The sequence below is a fragment of the Bradyrhizobium sp. 44 genome (assembly GCF_023073095.1).
In the GTDB taxonomy this organism is placed as follows: domain Bacteria; phylum Pseudomonadota; class Alphaproteobacteria; order Rhizobiales; family Xanthobacteraceae; genus Bradyrhizobium.
This window is the reverse complement of the sequence record NZ_JADPIY010000008.1, coordinates 476,704-491,606: the sequence shown is the minus strand read 5'-3', so window position 1 is coordinate 491,606 and position 14,903 is coordinate 476,704. Positions and strand designations below refer to the sequence as shown.

Below are 14,903 nucleotides of genomic sequence, written 5' to 3'. Positions count from 1 at the left end.
GGTTCGAATGCCAACATCGGCACCCATGTATGCGGCGCATCAGTGGATTGCTCGCCGTTTCAAGCCACGACCCAAACGGAAAGCAGAAAGCAGAGGCTCATGCCCACAATCGCTTTGGTCGACGACGACCGCAACATTCTCACATCCGTCTCGATCGCGCTGGAGGCCGAAGGCTACCGCATCATGACCTACACCGATGGCGCCTCCGCGCTCGACGGTTTCCGCACCACCCAACCCGATCTTGCCATCCTCGACATCAAGATGCCTCGCATGGACGGCATGGAGACGTTGCGCCGGCTGCGCCAGAAATCCGACCTGCCCGTGATCTTCCTGACCTCCAAGGACGAAGAGATCGACGAGCTGTTCGGCCTCAAGATGGGCGCCGACGACTTCATCCGCAAACCGTTCTCGCAGCGCCTGCTGGTCGAGCGCGTCAAGGCGGTGCTGCGCCGTTCGGCGCCGAAGGACCCGACCGTCACGCCGAAGGAGAACGACGCCAAGGCGCTCGACCGCGGCCTGCTGCGCATGGATCCTGAACGGCACACCTGCACCTGGAAGAACGAGCCGGTGACGCTGACCGTCACCGAATTCCTGATCCTGCAGGCGCTCGCGACCCGGCCCGGCGTGGTGAAGAGCCGCAACGCGCTGATGGACGCCGCCTATGACGACCAGGTCTATGTCGACGACCGCACCATCGACAGCCACATCAAGCGGCTGCGCAAGAAGTTCAAGGTGGTCGACAACGAGTTCGAGATGATCGAGACGCTCTACGGCGTCGGCTACCGCTTCAAGGAAGCCTGAGGCGCGCGCGCCTCCACGAAAGACCGAGAGCATCGCCGGTTCTGATTCCATCGGGACCGGGATGGCTCTAGGATGCGGGGACCTTCGCACGAGCTGTCCTAACGCGGGCGTGAGCATTGCTTGACCGAACGCAGCCTGACGAGAACCAGAACGCCGAGGACGTCACCGCCCACGGCGCTCCGGATCAATTGGCCGAGGACAAGCCGGCCGTGCAGGGCTGGCGTCCGCTGAACTGGCTGAAGCGCGCCGGGCAGTTCTTCTTCGCGCTGTCCTTTTCGAGCCTGACCCGCCGCATCGTCTCGCTCAACCTCGCCGGCCTCGTCGCGCTGGTGGCGAGCATCCTCTATCTGTCGCAATTCCGCGCCGGTCTGATCGACGCGCGCGCGCAGAGCCTGCTGGTGCAGGCGGAGATCATCGCCGGCGCGATCGCAGCCTCCGCGACGGTGCAGACCAACGCCATCACCATCGACCCCGACCGGTTGCTCGACCTCAAGCCGGGCGAGACCTATGGCGGCTCGGACGAGTATTCCCCGCTGGATTTCCCGATCAATCCGGAGCGCGTGGCGCCGGTGCTGCGCACGCTGATCTCGCCGACCAAGACGCGCGCCCGTATCTACGACCCGAACGGCAGCCTGCTGGTCGACAGCCGCAGCCTCGATACCGTGGTGCGCTTCCCCCTGCCGTCGGTCGCCGCCGAGAAGCCGGGCATGGTCGAACGCGGCATGGTCGCGGTCCGCACCTGGCTCAATCGCGGCGACCTGCCGCTCTATCGCGAGCTCGGCCCCGAGAACGGCAATGGCTATGCGGAGGTCGGCGACGCGCTGCAGGGCCAGAAGCGCTCGATGGTGCGGGTCAATGCGCGCGGCGAGGTGATCGTCTCGGTCGCGGTCCCCGTGTTGCGCTCGCGCGCCATCCACGGCGCGCTGATGCTGTCGACGCAGGGCGACGACATCGACCAGATGGTCACCGCGGAGCGCCTCGCGATCCTCAAGGTGGGCGGCGTCGCCGCCGCGGTGATGATCATGCTGTCGCTGCTGCTCGCCAGCACGATCGCAGGTCCGGTCCGCCGGCTCGCCGACAGCGCCGAACTGATCCGCCGCCGGATCAGGACCCGGGTCGAGATTCCCGACTTCACCCGTCGTCGCGACGAGATTGGCCATCTCTCCGGTGCGCTGCGCGACATGACCAGTGCACTGTACAGCCGCATCGAAGCGATCGAGATGTTCGCCGCCGACGTCGCGCACGAATTGAAGAACCCCTTGACTTCGTTGCGCTCCGCGGTCGAGACGTTGCCGCTGGCGCGCAACGAGAACAGCCGCGCGCGCCTGCTCGAGGTGATCGAGCATGACGTCAAGCGGCTCGACCGGCTGATCTCGGACATCTCCGACGCCAGCCGTCTCGATGCCGAACTGCAGCGCCAGGATGCGATCCCGGTCGATCTGCGCCGCCTGCTGACCACGCTCGTGTCCGTCGCCAATGAAACCAAGCTCGGCCATGACGTCGCGGTCGAAATGCGTTTCGAGGGCCGCGGCCCGACCGACAATTTCGCCGTGACGGGCCACGATTCGCGGCTCGGACAGATCGTCTCCAACCTGCTCTCGAACGCACAGTCCTTCTCCGAGCCCGGCAACAAGGTGCGCCTCACCTGCCGCCGCGTGCGCGGCGAGATCGAGATCGTGGTCGACGACGACGGCCCCGGAATCCGCGATGACGCGCTGGAGCGCATCTTCGAGCGCTTCTACACCGACCGCCCTCACCAGGGCTTTGGCCAGAACTCCGGCCTCGGCCTGTCGATCTCCAAGCAGATCGTCGACGCGCATGGCGGACGCATCTGGGCGGAGAACCGTCCCGGCCCGGCGGACGAGGACGGAGCGCCTAGTGTTGTCGGCGCGCGCTTCGTGGTGAGGCTGCCGGCGCTATGAGCGACGGCGGCCCCAGCATTCACGCCTCGGCGGTCAAGGTTGGAGATCTGGCGGTGCTGATCCGCGGGCCCTCGGGCTCCGGCAAGTCGCGCCTTGCCTTCGATTTAATTATGGCGGGACGTAGCGGCGTGCTCGAAAGGGCCGTTCTGGTCGGTGATGACCGTGTCCATCTGGCGACACTCGGCCGCGAAATTGAGGTCCGCCCCGCTCCGGTCCTGGCCGGCCTGATCGAGATCCGGGGGCTCGGAATCCGGCGCTGCGACTTTGTGGAGCATGCGACCGTCGGCCTCGTGGTCGATCTGGACGCCGCGGATGCGGAGCGGCTGCCGCCGGCCGAATCCCTGAAAACAGCCATTTTAGGTGTCGAAATACCGCGAATCCCGATCGGCCGCGACTATTCGCCCCTTCCTCTGGTTGTCGCGGCCTTGACCACTACCAAGAGTTCATCTTCCGTTAACCCTTCAGCCGATTGTTTGAAGGGAAATGGTAACCATATGAACCGCACACTCGCGACCGAATAGACCGGCGCAGCTCCCCTTATCCATCCGTCTAGATTCAGGGAGATACGCAACATCCCCTCTTGCGCAGGGGCTCTGGATGGTCAAAGTGGCGCGTTCGTGCGGTGCACCAAAAGCGCCCGCGAGGAGTTTTCCGATGATTGGTCTAGTACTTGTGACCCACGGGCGCCTTGCCGACGAATTCAAGGCAGCGCTTGAACATGTCATGGGCCCACAAAAGCAAATCGAAGCGATCACGATCGGCGCCGAAGATGATTCCGATCTCTGTCGAAGCGACATTATCGAGGCGGTTAACCGCGTCGATTCCGGCGACGGCGTCGCGATCCTCACCGACATGTTCGGCGGCACGCCGTCCAACCTGGCAATATCCTGCATGAGCCGGCCGAAGGTCGAAGTGCTCGCGGGCATCAACCTTCCCATGCTGGTGAAGCTCGCCAAGGTGCGCGAGGAGCGTCCGCTCCCGGACGCGATCGCGATGGCCCAGGAAGCCGGCCGCAAATACGTCACCATCGCCAGCCGCGTCCTCGCCGGCAAATGAGCGACGAGGCGCCGCAAGCCGGGACGGGCGTGCCCGCGGGCGCGATCTCCAAGGACCTCCTGATCATCAACAAGCGCGGCCTGCACGCGCGGGCCTCCGCCAAATTCGTCCAGGCCGTGGAGCGCTTCAGCGCGCAGGTCTGGGTGACGCGCGGCGGCGAAACCGTCGGCGGCACCTCGATCATGGGCCTGATGATGCTCGCCGCCGGTCCCGGCACCACCATCACGGTCGCCGCTTCCGGCGATGATGCCGAAGCCGCGCTGGCGGCGATCACCGAGCTCGTTGAAAGCAAATTCAACGAGGAAGGGATTTAGGCGGCGTCGCCTCGATCACTTCCCCGGCGGCGCGATGTAGATGTTCCAGCTCATCGACGGACCGGCCTTGCCGTGGGTGAAACGGCGCGTCGTCATCACGATGCGCTCGGCGTTCGGCGCAACTTCGGACACCCATTTCTCGAACGCCGGCAGGCGGCCATCGGCCGGGTCGAACACGCCGATGAAGCCGTATCTCTTGACGTCATCGGGCGAAATCAACCCGGAGCCCCAGGCTTCGAGCGGCGTGAACGCGGCCGGATGATCCGGGCTGTAGAACACCATCGGCTGGATCGACTCCATGGTGCCGGCGACGACCGCCCAGCGCGAGGCGAAGCGCGCGTGCCAGGCCTGCGTCAGCTCGCGCGCGAGATCCGAGCGCGCGCCATAGGTCGCCGTATTGCCGGCATTGGCCGCCATCTCGCGCGCGGCGATCCAGGGCGAGGCAGCGAGCGTAGCGACGCTGAGCACGAGCCAGATCGCGACAATGTTGAACAGCGCAGCACTCTGCACCCGCAACGCCGGGATCGCGACCAGCGCGAGCGGCACAAGGAAGAACAGCGAGATGCCCCAATCGGTCTTCATGTAGATGCTGAAAGCCAGCGCGCCGAGTGCGGGACCGACCGCGACGATGATCTGAATGAGCCAGACGTTGCGCGCCTGCGAAAGGTTCACGCTCGCATTCGCGCCGCGGGCCCAGGCCCGCGTGACGATGCGCAACGGCGCACGCAGCAGCAACCTGAACCAAGGCGGCACCAGCGCCATCGCCAGCGCGGCCAGCGCCACCGGCAATGCCAGCAGCGCGACATTATGCAGGACATAGCCGGCCACGAGCTGATGCACCTGGCCGCTGTCCTCGAGGCTGTAGGTATCGCCGGCATAGGTCAGCGGCACGAACTGCGCGTCCGCCAGCCAGACGATGTGCGGAATCATCGCCACCACCATCGTCGCGATCGCAGCCCATGGCGCCGGTGACGACAAGAACCTCATTCGCTCCGGATGGATCAGCGCGGCAAGCCCGATGGCGCCGATCATGGTCAGCACCCAATATTTGGTCATCAGCGCCAGCGCGCCGGCAAGGCCGAGCAGGACTCCGGATTGCCAGCTCCGCTTCTCGAACGCATTGAGATACGCGAGCACGAGGAGCGGCAAAGTGACGAGCTGGAGCAGGTCGGGATTGTACTTGAAGCCCTTGAAATTGAAGATCGGGTAGAGCGCGACCATCACCACGACCAGGAACGCGCGCCGCGCATCCACGACGCGCAGCGCGATGAGCCAGCAGATCACCATACCGGTGCTGACGGTCGCCATCGCGAGCGCATAGGTCGCCCAGTCCGTCGGCGGGAACACTGTGAACCAGAGGCCGGCGACCCAGCCCGACAGCGGCGGGTGCTTGCCATAGCCCCAGAGGAATTTCTGGCCCCAGCCCCAGGCTTCCGCGACGTCCATGTGAACGTCCTGCGCTGCCTTCAGATTGATCAGGATGAAGGTCCAGAGCACCGCATGCAGGATCGCGAGCTGGATCACCAGCCACAGGCGTGCCTCTGGGCGGGTCGCGCTGGCAACCAGCCAGGCCCGAAAGCGGGCATAGCTCACCCGGGTCTTCGCGCGGGCTCGGGCAGACGGGATCGAGGTCGTGGACATGGGCCTGGACATCAGGCGTTGCGTAGCGCGTTTCGGGCCTTCGTGGAATCAGCTTGGCGTGAACAAAGGCCCTGAAATTACAGCAATATGGTTGCCGCACGGGGGTGTGAGTGGTATCCCGCGCCCATGACGACCGTCCCCATTTCCAACATCCGCAATTTCTCCATCGTCGCCCATATCGACCATGGCAAATCGACGCTGGCCGACCGCCTGATCCAGATGACCGGCGGCCTCACCGACCGGGAAATGGCGGGCAAGGAGCAGGTGCTCGATTCCATGGACATCGAGCGCGAGCGCGGCATCACCATCAAGGCGCAGACGGTGCGCCTCGCCTACCGCGCCAAGGACGGCAAGGATTACATCTTCAACCTGATGGACACGCCCGGCCATGTCGACTTCGCCTACGAAGTCTCGCGGTCGCTGGCGGCCTGCGAGGGTTCCCTGCTGGTGGTCGACGCCAGTCAGGGCGTGGAGGCACAGACGCTCGCCAACGTCTACCACGCGCTCGATGCGGGGCATGAGATCGTTCCGGTCCTGAACAAGGTCGACCTTCCCGCCGCAGAGCCGGAGAAGGTCAAGCAGCAGATCGAGGACGTCATCGGCATCGACGCCTCCGAGTCCGTGATGATCTCGGCCAAGACCGGCCTCGGCGTGCCCGATGTGCTGGAGGCGATCGTCACCCGCCTGCCGCCGCCGAAGGGCGACCGCGAGGCGACGCTGAAGGCGTTGCTGGTCGACAGCTGGTACGACGTCTATCTCGGCGTGGTGGTGCTGATCCGCGTCGTCGACGGCGTCATGAAGAAGGGCAGCCGGGTCCGCATGATGGGCACGGGCGCGGCCTATGACATCGAGCGCGTCGGCTTCTTCACCCCGAAGATGACGCAGGTCGACGAGCTCGGCCCGGGCGAGATCGGCTTCATCACCGCCGCGATCAAGGAAGTGGCCGACACCCGCGTCGGCGACACCATCACCGACGACAAGAAGCCTGTCACCGAGATGTTGGCGGGCTTCAAGCCGGCCATACCCGTGGTGTTCTGCGGCCTGTTCCCCGCCGACGCCGATGACTTCGAGACCTTGCGCGCGGCGATGGGCAAGCTGCGCCTCAACGATGCGAGCTTCTCCTACGAGATGGAGACCTCGGCCGCACTCGGCTTCGGCTTCCGCTGCGGCTTCCTCGGGCTGTTGCATCTGGAGATCATCCAGGAGCGTCTGTCGCGGGAATTCGATCTCAACCTGATCGCGACCGCGCCGAGCGTGATCTACAAGATGAGCCTGACCGACGGGCAGGAAATCTCGATTCACAATCCTGTCGACATGCCGGACGTGGTCAAGATTGCGGAGATCCAGGAGCCCTGGATCGAGGCCACGATCCTCACCCCCGACGAATATCTCGGCAGCGTGCTGAAGCTGTGCCAGGACCGCCGCGGCTCGCAGAAGGAGCTGACCTATGTCGGCTCCCGCGCCATGGTGAAATACGATCTGCCGCTCAACGAGGTCGTGTTCGACTTCTACGACCGCTTGAAGTCGGTCTCCAAGGGCTATGCCTCGTTCGACTATCATCTCACCGACTACAAGCCGGCCGATCTGGTGAAGATGCAGATCCTCGTCAACAACGAGCCGGTCGACGCACTCTCGATGCTGGTGCATCGCACCCGCGCCGAAGGCCGCGGCCGCGCCATGGTCGAGAAGATGAAGGATTTGATCCCGCCGCACATGTTCCAGATCCCGATCCAGGCAGCGATCGGCGGCAAGGTGATCGCGCGCGAGACGGTGCGCGCGCTGCGCAAGGACGTCACCGCAAAGTGCTACGGCGGCGACATCACTCGTAAGCGCAAACTTCTGGAGAAGCAGAAGGAAGGCAAGAAGAAGATGCGGCAGTTCGGCAAGGTCGACATCCCGCAGGAAGCCTTCATCGCCGCGCTGAAGGTGGACAGCTGAGGCCAGCGCCCGGGCCATCTCGGGCAGGATTAGGCAGGCCGGCGAAGTATTTTGGGGCCGGACAATTAAAAAACGCGAAAACAACCCCACGCACAGTAGCCGGCACGTTGTTGACATTGGGCTTTTTTTGAACTTTCGATTTTACGAATCGGATTTGACCCGTCGGGCAAAACAGGCGCATGATGGCACCATGGCAACGGTGCGATCGACAGGCGGCGATGTCCCATCAAACCAACCCAATCACGCTCGTACTCATGGCCAGAATACCGGCAGAGGGGGTCGCGGACTTTCGAGCCTACGAGGATGCGGTTCTGCCGCTCTTGCCCGAGTTCAACGGACGTCTGCAGCGGCGGCTTCGAAATCCTGATGGCACCATCGAGATGCACATCGTCAGCTTCGCATCCGATGCAGACTTTCAAAACTATCGGAATGACCCTCGGCGGACGGGTCAGGCCTCCTTGTTGGAAAAATCAGCAGCGAAGCTGGAAGTGCTTCCGATGACGGACGTCTGACGGACCTCACGCGAGGTCTTCGGAGGAAACACCGGATCGACAAGGCATCGGTGCACATTCCGGTCATTCGGACCAACGCCCGATCAGCTCGTAGGATGGGTTGAGCTCTTGCGAAACCCATCGCCGACGAACGCAGTCTAGAAGTTTGATGGGTTTCGCTTCCGCTCTACCCATCCTACGAGCTTCAGACGAATTGCTTCTACGCTGGAGGCAGCGTCACCCCCGTCAACTCGCCCAGCCTGTCGAGAAGTCTCTCCTGAAAATCGGGATCGGTCGCTTCGTGCGCCGGCTCTTGTTGCCGGAGGTCATGCCAGTAACGACCGCTGACCAGGGCGGCGGGATCATCGCTCACCGCGAGCCAGGTCTGCGTCCGTTGTCCAGTGGCCACGCCGACCGGCGCTCCGGCACCGCCCATTTTGGTGCGGACCCAGCCGGGATCGACGGCGTTGCTCAGCACCTGCGGCCAACGCCGCGCCAGGGCAAAGGCCAGTGCGACCATGTGCAGCTTGCTCTCCGCGTACGCCTTGGCTGGATCCCAGGTTCGCCTCGCCCAGTCGAGATCGCCCAACGATCCCTCTCCGCCGCGATGGAGTCCGCTGCTGAGATACACCAGCCGATCGGGGCGTTTCATCAGGGCGGTGAGCAAATAGGGCGCGAGCGTGTTGACCGCCAGGGTGGTGGCGTGGCCTTCGGGCGTTGGGCCGCGGCTGCGCTCGGTATAGACCCCGGCGTTGTGGATGACCGCGTCCATTCGTCCGATTGCGTTGACCTGGTCTGCCACGTGCCTCGTCTGGGCGACGCTCTTGAGATCGCCGATCACGACCCGTGCGGAATGCGATTCAAGCCCGGCGATTGCCGCCGCACGTTCCGCCGATCGCGCGTGCAGGACGACTTGGTGGCCCTGTTCGAGGAGAGACTGGGCAGCTGCGCGCCCCAAACCGTCCGTGCTGCCCGTGATGAAGACGATTGTCATGGCCACTCCTGTTCGATCCCCGCTTCGGCGCCTCCGTCGAAACCTCAACGAGAATGCAACATGTTCGACTGATCATGCCGTGGCGAACGGGAGCGCCGAACGAAGACATCACAACCGAACAATCCTCGAAGAAGCGCATTAACATCCGATAAGTTGGGAATGACCGCATGTCGAATTTCGTCATGCTGCTGGTCGAGGACGACTCGCTCCAGCGCGAAGTTCTATCCGACCTTCTTAAGGACGAAGGGTTCGAAGTCGTCGAATGTGCCACCGCAGAAGCGGCGGAGCTAATCGTGGCGTCTACTGGCAATGAGCTACGGGCGCTCATCACTGATCACAACCTCGCTGGGAGAATGACCGGGCTCGAGCTCGCGGAGTACGCTCGCAGTGCGCATCCCGGGCTCAACATCGTGCTGATGTCCGGGACGGTGATGGCGCCCCTCCCGCCCAACACGACCTTTTTGCACAAGCCGTTCGCGCCCGCCCATTTGCTGGCGGCCGTGTAGAATCAGAATGCCCTCGAAGGTCATCCGCCCGAATTTTCTGCGCCGACGGCGTTCTCGCTCTCCGGCACCGTCAGCCGGACGGAGTGCCCCTGCCGCATGGCGAGCGATGCCGCCGCAACGGCCGCCTCGAAAGCGGCTTCCTTGGTCTGGTAAGTGTTCCGGACTTCGCCATCGTGGTCGACGTGCCAGGCACCGTCCCTGCCAACAATATCATAGGCTGCGAGGCCCATAGTCTATCCCTCCTTCATGCGTCCGGTGTTGCCTTGGACGCCTGGGTGCTGCTCACCGGGTCCGACGCCGGGAAACTGTCCTTCAAGCCCTTGTCCAACTCGTCGTCCTTGGCCTTGTCGCGTCGGATGCCACGCTTGAGATCTTCCGCGTTCTTGTCCGGCGGTGCCGGATCGAATTTTTCGGTCATGGAAGTGTCCTTTCGCTACCTCAAACGCCTTGAGCTCCCGACCGTTCCTTTCGAGGAACAACGCAGTCGCGGTTTGCTGTCGAACGGAAAAAACCAGAAAGCGCCTGCCGCGCGGGCTCTTTCATTCAGGTTGCATTTGCTGCTACAACACATCCTTAGATCGTATCAGGCATCCGCCAATCAGGAGAAGGCAATGAAAGCTTCGTTTTTTGCGCTGGGGGGCTTGATGATTCTGTCGATCACATCAGCGAACGCAGCTCCCAAAGCGATGGCCGCCCCGACCACGGCGGCCAGCTCGGTCGCATGTTCCACCTCGGGTGGCGGCTTTGGGAGCTACCCGTCAGGCTGCCGAAACGGAGCGAACTTCAAGACCTACAACGAATGCAAGGAGTCAGGCGTCAAGCGCGGCTGGAGACACGAAGATATGGCGTGGTACTGCAGCGGTCTGGGACTGCAATAGCTTGCAGTTGCGAGGCATGGCAGGACGGCCGAACGGCATTGGCTGTTTACGGCCGCGGACCTACAGCGACGGTTGGAGCGCCCCATGGAATGCACAATCCGGCCCGCACTCGCGAATGATGCCGATGGGATCAGTGCTATCATCTTGCGGGCGCTGCGGGAAACGAACGCGAAGGACTATGCGGACGAGATCATCGAAAGGATCGCGCATAGTTTCAGTCCCGATGCCGTGCGGCGGCTGATCGGACAACGCACCGTGTTTGTCGCCACGATCCGCAGCCGCATAGTTGGAACAGCAAGCCTCGACGGAAACGTGGTCCGCACGGTCTTCGTGGCTCCCGATGTTCAGTGCGGGGGCATCGGCAAGTTGCTGATGGCCGAGATCGAGCGCACGGCGCGCGCACGAAACGTCGCTTCGCTGACCGTCCCTTCTTCCGTCACGGCCGAGACTTTCTACGCGCGGCTCGGGTTCAAGGCAGTGCACGACAGCTATCATGGTGACGAACGCACGATCATCATGGAGCGCCTGCTAAAGGACCCGATCTAGGTTTGGCTGTTCTCCAGGATTCAGCGGCCAGCGGGCTTATCGTATCGCTACCGCCGCGCGGCGAGCACGTTCGAAGGAGCCGTTTGCAACGCTGCGCGCCTCTCGCTGAGGGCATGATCGAACAGTTCGAGCACTAGGCCAAAGGCTGCCAGCTCCTCCTCCTCGATGGCGCCGTCATCGTAGCAGCCAAGCGTTTCCTCGATGATGGCGTCGACCTCCTGCTGCATAGCAAGCAGTTCGTGGTCGAACTCCGCGGTGCGCACCCTGGAAACCAGGGCCAGAATTCTGTTGCGATGGCCGGTGTTCTCGTCCCTTTCGTCCCGATTGAGATATTGACGCAGCCAGGCGCCGGCCGAACCAATGCCGGAGAGAAGCAGGAGCGCCAACCAGAAGTAGTCGCCGTATCTGTCGAGGAAGGTGCGCTCAGTGCCGTCGATCACGGCCGCCGCTCCCCGGTGTACCGGCAGCTCGGCTTCTTTCTCGGTGTCCGGCTTGGTGATTTGCGCAGCGCCAGGCACCTGCCTCGCAATCGCCTGCCGGAGGGCGAATTGCTGGCGGTAAAACGCCGCCACTGTCGTTTCGGACAAGGCATTCCGTGCGACGATCAAATGACTGACACTGACAGTCTCCACCTTGTCATCGGGCCAGGCGGGATTCGCATTGAAAATGCTTGGAGGAATTTCCTCCGATTCATAACGCGGATGCTTCAAGGCGATGGCTTCCGATGCGTCGATCGCGAGAAATTTCGGCTCGCCACGCGTCCGGGCGGTCGCGGCAACGGCGTCGGCGGTTATCTTGCTGTCGAGCGGACCGACCGCCATGAATGCGTCGAGGCTCGGGTCGCGCGCCAGCTCCTCAAGCTGGCCGGTGCCGAATTGAGTGACCGTGACCTTGTCCGGCGCCACACCGGCGGCGCTCAGGATGACTCTCAGCAACGCGGCGTTCGCCGGGGTCGCGCCGATCACTCCCACCCTGCGCCCAGCGAGATCGGCGACTTCCTTGATTTTCGGCGCCGGCTTCCGCTTGGAGCTCTTGCCCGCAACTCCCGAAGAAGACCACAGCACGACGAAATTCTTGCGCAAGATGACGACTGTTTGCGCGTCTGCCGGCATTTCCAGATCGCCGCGACCGACCGCAAGGTCGGCCTTGCCGGCACCGAGCAGAGCGAGAGCTTCGGCCGCCCCGGCGGTCACGATCGGAGACAGCTTTACAGTCCTGCTTTCACTGGCAAAGGCCTCGGTCATCGCCTCGATCACCTTGTGATCGTTGCTTCCCGGCGGTCCGACGGCAATCCGGAGAGTTATCGGCCGCAGCGCGTAATACAATGTACCCGCAGCGGCTCCGAAAACGAGAAATCCGACGGCCAAAATCAGCAGCAGGGTCTTCGTCTGTCTCCGCCCTCGGCGGGCTGCGTCACTGCGTATCATCGGGGGCTCAGACGAGGACATTTGGCGCTGCCGGTTGGAGGTCAAAAATCGCTGCCTGCTTTGGAAGCATACCATGGTCTTCTGGAAGACGATAATGTCCGAGAAGCGCCACTGGTTTCTCGGTGGCCGGCGTAAGCTTTCGATCTTGCACCATTCGCTCTGGATTCCGCATTCCACGCCTGGCGATTCCCGGAATGACGGGCCGCACCACTTGATCCTCCTCGCCAAATAGATCACCATCGCGCGATTGACCGCTCACGGCAGAATGGGCGAGGAAACGCGAATGAACGCTCCCTCCGGCGTCGATCTGGGCGAACGCGCCCGCGCCATCGCCCCGCTGATCGCGCGCGAAGCCGACGAGATCGAGCGGACGCGGCGGCTGACACCGGCCGTCGTCGGCGCGCTGATCGAGAACGGGCTCTATCACGCGCTGCTGCCGCAAAGTCTTGGCGGCGGCGAAGCGCCGCCGGAAGCCTTCATGCAGATGCTGGAGGAGATCGCGAAGGCGGATGCCTCGACCGCGTGGTGCCTCGGCCAATGCAGCGTCTGCGCGATGATCGCGGCCTCGCTCGACCACGACACCGCGCAGGAGATCTTCAACACGGCGCCGGGCATCCTCGCCTGGGGCGCGATCGCGCACGAGGCGCGCATCGTCGAGGGCGGTTATCGCGTCACGGCGCGCTGGGATTTTGCCTCGGGCTCGCGGCAGGCGAGCTGGCTCGGGGCACATGTCCGCATCGTCGGCGCCGACGGCACGCCGCGCAAGAATGCCGACGGCTCGGCGGAGGTGCGCACCATCCTGTTTCCGGTCGCGAGCGCCGTGCTGCACGACGTCTGGCAGGCGATCGGGCTCGCCGGCACCGGCACCGATTCCTACGAAGTCGCCGACCTCTTCATCCCCGAGCGCTTCACCGCGTTTCGTGACGTCCCGTCCGCGCGACGCGAGAAGGGGCCGCTCTACAGGATCGGCACCGGCTCGACCTTCAGCCTCGGCTTTGCCGCGGTGTCGCTCGGCGTGGCGCGCGCCACGCTCGATGCCGCGATCGCGCTGGCGCGCGGCAAGCATCAGTCGCTGGCGGCCAGTGCCATGCGCGACAACGGGGCGGTCCAGGGCCTGATCGGCCGCACCGAGGGCGACCTGCGGGCCGCACGCGCCTATCTCTATGCGACGGCAAGCGCGATGTGGCGCGATCTCTGCGCGACCGGCGAATTCAGCGCGGCGCATCGGAGCTCGGTTCGCCTCGCCGCGACCTGGACCATTCACCAGTCGGCCAGGGTGGTCGACAGCGCCTATCACATGGCCGGCGCCACGGCCGTATTCCGCAGCAATCCGTTCGAACGCCGATTCCGCGACACGCACGCCATCGCCCAGCAGATCCAGGCGCGCGATACGCATTACGAAGACGTCGGTAAGATGATCCTTTCCGGAGACCGCTGACGTGGACCCGTTGCGACAGTGCACCCACGCTGCCCCATATTAAGTTCGCCATCCGGCGTCTTCGCCGCTGAACCTTTGCAGATCTTGCCGGACCAATTTCTATAGCTACAAAAACAACAGCTTTTCCGCTGTGACCGCGCCGACCATTTGGAAGTGATAATTCTGAATTGTTTCTAGCGCGCTGCCTTTGCGCAAGAGAGGTCCATTATGGGCCGAACAGCTGGCAAGAAAGTCAGTTGCCATTCCATACGGCATCATTCGCCGGGATGGCACCAACGTAGCATTTTCATTGTTGCCATCCTCTGCATCGCATGCACTGTCCTGTTCGCGAGCGAGGCCGTGGCTCAATGCTCGGCGCGAGACGTCCTGCGGAACCACCTGAAGCTCAAGCAAGCGCGCTCTGACGGGCCGCAAATCCCAATCAGATCCGCCGTCGATGTCCCGGCGTGGAAGACGATCAGGATCGGGACGTTTGCAAACTTCTTCGCCCTCAGTAACGCGTTGGATGCGGCAGGCTGCGGCATCGGAAACTCGGCCGGCGAAATTCTCGCGCGACCGACGTTTACCGTCAGCGCCACGACAACAAGCGTGGAGCTTTTTGCGGTGTCGGCGGCCGAACTGGGCTTTCGGACCGACACTGCGTTGCTGGCGGACATCTATGCGCGCGCCAAACGCTTGGGTTTCGGCCTCGCGGCTGCAGAAGTCGGACCACAACTGAGGCTTCAATATTTCGACCAGCCGATCGGCGAATTTCTTATCATCGGAATGGAGCCAATCAGGACCTGGCAGGGCGCCCCCATTATCTTGAATGTAGCCAATGGCGGAGCGGGACTCATTCTCATCGGCCAGGATGGCAGCGCCGATGCTCAGATCCCCGCGGCATCCCGCTTCGTATTCGTGCGGTCCCATGAAACCGCTCCGGCCGAGGCCGTAACACTTGTCGGCCACTGA

General features: G+C 63.5%; 17 protein-coding genes. 12 read left to right on the top strand and 5 right to left on the bottom strand.

Annotated elements, in window-relative coordinates:
• Positions 1 to 99 precede the first annotated feature (99 nt).
• The 5 genes from IVB41_RS04290 to IVB41_RS04270 all read left to right on the top strand — a co-directional run bounded on the left by IVB41_RS04290 (position 100) and on the right by IVB41_RS04270 (position 4,093).
• Positions 100 to 801: a response regulator transcription factor gene (locus IVB41_RS04290; RefSeq protein ID WP_007597749.1), complete on the top strand. Its 702-nt coding sequence runs from the start codon at positions 100 to 102 to the stop codon at positions 799 to 801.
• A 116-nt stretch (positions 802 to 917) separates the two neighbouring features.
• Positions 918 to 2,723 (top strand): sensor histidine kinase, encoded by a 1,806-nt coding sequence (locus IVB41_RS04285; protein WP_247285400.1) that lies wholly within the window; start codon positions 918 to 920, stop codon positions 2,721 to 2,723.
• Positions 2,720 to 3,244 carry an HPr kinase/phosphorylase gene (locus IVB41_RS04280; RefSeq protein WP_247427046.1) on the top strand — a complete coding sequence of 175 codons (525 nt, stop codon included), beginning with the start codon at positions 2,720 to 2,722 and terminating at the stop codon, positions 3,242 to 3,244. Before IVB41_RS04285 ends, IVB41_RS04280 begins: the two co-directional genes overlap by 4 nt.
• Before the next feature lie 133 nt (positions 3,245 to 3,377).
• A complete protein-coding gene (locus IVB41_RS04275; protein ID WP_007597752.1) occupies positions 3,378 to 3,779 on the top strand; it encodes a PTS sugar transporter subunit IIA in 402 nt (133 codons plus the stop codon).
• Positions 3,776 to 4,093 carry an HPr family phosphocarrier protein gene (locus IVB41_RS04270; protein WP_018460059.1) on the top strand — a complete coding sequence of 106 codons (318 nt, stop codon included), beginning with the start codon at positions 3,776 to 3,778 and terminating at the stop codon, positions 4,091 to 4,093. Before IVB41_RS04275 ends, IVB41_RS04270 begins: the two co-directional genes overlap by 4 nt.
• A gap of 15 nt (positions 4,094 to 4,108) precedes the next feature.
• Here the strand turns inward: IVB41_RS04270 and IVB41_RS04265 are convergent, their stop codons facing one another.
• A complete protein-coding gene (locus IVB41_RS04265) occupies positions 4,109 to 5,734 on the bottom strand; it encodes a glycosyltransferase family 39 protein (protein WP_247428991.1) in 1,626 nt (541 codons plus the stop codon).
• 126 nt (positions 5,735 to 5,860) lie between these two features.
• On the opposite strand from IVB41_RS04265, the gene lepA reads away from it, so the two are divergent.
• Positions 5,861 to 7,672 (top strand): translation elongation factor 4, encoded by a 1,812-nt coding sequence (lepA, locus tag IVB41_RS04260; RefSeq protein ID WP_018460061.1) that lies wholly within the window; start codon positions 5,861 to 5,863, stop codon positions 7,670 to 7,672.
• Positions 7,673 to 7,890: 218 nt separating this feature from the next.
• A complete protein-coding gene (locus IVB41_RS04255; RefSeq protein WP_027565832.1) occupies positions 7,891 to 8,184 on the top strand; it encodes a hypothetical protein in 294 nt (97 codons plus the stop codon).
• Positions 8,185 to 8,383: 199 nt separating this feature from the next.
• On the opposite strand, the gene IVB41_RS04250 is transcribed toward IVB41_RS04255, so the two are convergent.
• A complete protein-coding gene (locus IVB41_RS04250; RefSeq protein ID WP_247427043.1) occupies positions 8,384 to 9,157 on the bottom strand; it encodes an SDR family NAD(P)-dependent oxidoreductase in 774 nt (257 codons plus the stop codon).
• A 167-nt stretch (positions 9,158 to 9,324) separates the two neighbouring features.
• Between IVB41_RS04250 and IVB41_RS04245 the strand changes: the two genes are divergently transcribed.
• The gene (locus IVB41_RS04245; protein ID WP_027565834.1) at positions 9,325 to 9,663 is read left to right on the top strand and encodes a response regulator; all 339 of its coding nucleotides are present in this window, start codon (positions 9,325 to 9,327) and stop codon (positions 9,661 to 9,663) included.
• Between the two features lie 20 nt (positions 9,664 to 9,683).
• Here IVB41_RS04245 and IVB41_RS04240 read toward each other — a convergent pair whose 3' ends face one another.
• Together IVB41_RS04240 and IVB41_RS04235 are read right to left on the bottom strand one after the other, a co-directional pair.
• Positions 9,684 to 9,893, bottom strand: coding sequence for a hypothetical protein (locus tag IVB41_RS04240; RefSeq protein WP_027565835.1), 210 nt, complete (start codon positions 9,891 to 9,893; stop codon positions 9,684 to 9,686).
• A 14-nt stretch (positions 9,894 to 9,907) separates the two neighbouring features.
• Positions 9,908 to 10,081 (bottom strand): hypothetical protein, encoded by a 174-nt coding sequence (locus IVB41_RS04235; RefSeq protein WP_167552273.1) that lies wholly within the window; start codon positions 10,079 to 10,081, stop codon positions 9,908 to 9,910.
• On the opposite strand from IVB41_RS04235, the gene IVB41_RS04230 reads away from it, so the two are divergent.
• Positions 10,080 to 10,541 (top strand): hypothetical protein, encoded by a 462-nt coding sequence (locus IVB41_RS04230; RefSeq protein WP_247427040.1) that lies wholly within the window; start codon positions 10,080 to 10,082, stop codon positions 10,539 to 10,541. The two genes, IVB41_RS04235 and IVB41_RS04230, sit on opposite strands and share 2 nt — an antisense overlap.
• Positions 10,542 to 10,625: 84 nt before the next feature.
• Entirely contained in the window at positions 10,626 to 11,087 is a 462-nt protein-coding gene (locus tag IVB41_RS04225) for a GNAT family N-acetyltransferase (RefSeq protein WP_247285395.1), read from the top strand.
• A gap of 47 nt (positions 11,088 to 11,134) precedes the next feature.
• On the opposite strand, the gene IVB41_RS04220 is transcribed toward IVB41_RS04225, so the two are convergent.
• Positions 11,135 to 12,535 (bottom strand): TAXI family TRAP transporter solute-binding subunit, encoded by a 1,401-nt coding sequence (locus tag IVB41_RS04220; protein WP_247428988.1) that lies wholly within the window; start codon positions 12,533 to 12,535, stop codon positions 11,135 to 11,137.
• 262 nt (positions 12,536 to 12,797) lie between these two features.
• Here IVB41_RS04220 and IVB41_RS04215 point away from each other — a divergent pair, with 262 nt between their 5' ends.
• Positions 12,798 to 13,952: an acyl-CoA dehydrogenase family protein gene (locus IVB41_RS04215; protein ID WP_247427035.1), complete on the top strand. Its 1,155-nt coding sequence runs from the start codon at positions 12,798 to 12,800 to the stop codon at positions 13,950 to 13,952.
• 207 nt (positions 13,953 to 14,159) lie between these two features.
• A complete protein-coding gene (locus tag IVB41_RS04210; RefSeq protein WP_247427032.1) occupies positions 14,160 to 14,903 on the top strand; it encodes a hypothetical protein in 744 nt (247 codons plus the stop codon).

What these genes read in the sequence shown, in the direction of transcription:
- lepA (WP_018460061.1), top strand. Translation starts at nt 5,861, where the DNA reads ATGACGACCGTCCCCATTTCCAACATCCGCAATTTCTCCATCGTCGCC.
- IVB41_RS04215 (WP_247427035.1), top strand. Translation starts at nt 12,798, where the DNA reads ATGAACGCTCCCTCCGGCGTCGATCTGGGCGAACGCGCCCGCGCCATC.
- IVB41_RS04265 (WP_247428991.1), bottom strand. Translation starts at nt 5,734, where the DNA reads ATGTCCACGACCTCGATCCCGTCTGCCCGAGCCCGCGCGAAGACCCGG.
- IVB41_RS04225 (WP_247285395.1), top strand. Translation starts at nt 10,626, where the DNA reads ATGGAATGCACAATCCGGCCCGCACTCGCGAATGATGCCGATGGGATC.
- IVB41_RS04230 (WP_247427040.1), top strand. Translation starts at nt 10,080, where the DNA reads ATGGAAGTGTCCTTTCGCTACCTCAAACGCCTTGAGCTCCCGACCGTT.
- IVB41_RS04270 (WP_018460059.1), top strand. Translation starts at nt 3,776, where the DNA reads ATGAGCGACGAGGCGCCGCAAGCCGGGACGGGCGTGCCCGCGGGCGCG.
- IVB41_RS04235 (WP_167552273.1), bottom strand. Translation starts at nt 10,081, where the DNA reads ATGACCGAAAAATTCGATCCGGCACCGCCGGACAAGAACGCGGAAGAT.
- IVB41_RS04275 (WP_007597752.1), top strand. Translation starts at nt 3,378, where the DNA reads ATGATTGGTCTAGTACTTGTGACCCACGGGCGCCTTGCCGACGAATTC.
- IVB41_RS04255 (WP_027565832.1), top strand. Translation starts at nt 7,891, where the DNA reads ATGTCCCATCAAACCAACCCAATCACGCTCGTACTCATGGCCAGAATA.
- IVB41_RS04220 (WP_247428988.1), bottom strand. Translation starts at nt 12,535, where the DNA reads ATGTCCTCGTCTGAGCCCCCGATGATACGCAGTGACGCAGCCCGCCGA.
- IVB41_RS04245 (WP_027565834.1), top strand. Translation starts at nt 9,325, where the DNA reads ATGTCGAATTTCGTCATGCTGCTGGTCGAGGACGACTCGCTCCAGCGC.
- IVB41_RS04240 (WP_027565835.1), bottom strand. Translation starts at nt 9,893, where the DNA reads ATGGGCCTCGCAGCCTATGATATTGTTGGCAGGGACGGTGCCTGGCAC.
- IVB41_RS04290 (WP_007597749.1), top strand. Translation starts at nt 100, where the DNA reads ATGCCCACAATCGCTTTGGTCGACGACGACCGCAACATTCTCACATCC.
- IVB41_RS04250 (WP_247427043.1), bottom strand. Translation starts at nt 9,157, where the DNA reads ATGACAATCGTCTTCATCACGGGCAGCACGGACGGTTTGGGGCGCGCA.
- IVB41_RS04210 (WP_247427032.1), top strand. Translation starts at nt 14,160, where the DNA reads ATGGGCCGAACAGCTGGCAAGAAAGTCAGTTGCCATTCCATACGGCAT.
- IVB41_RS04280 (WP_247427046.1), top strand. Translation starts at nt 2,720, where the DNA reads ATGAGCGACGGCGGCCCCAGCATTCACGCCTCGGCGGTCAAGGTTGGA.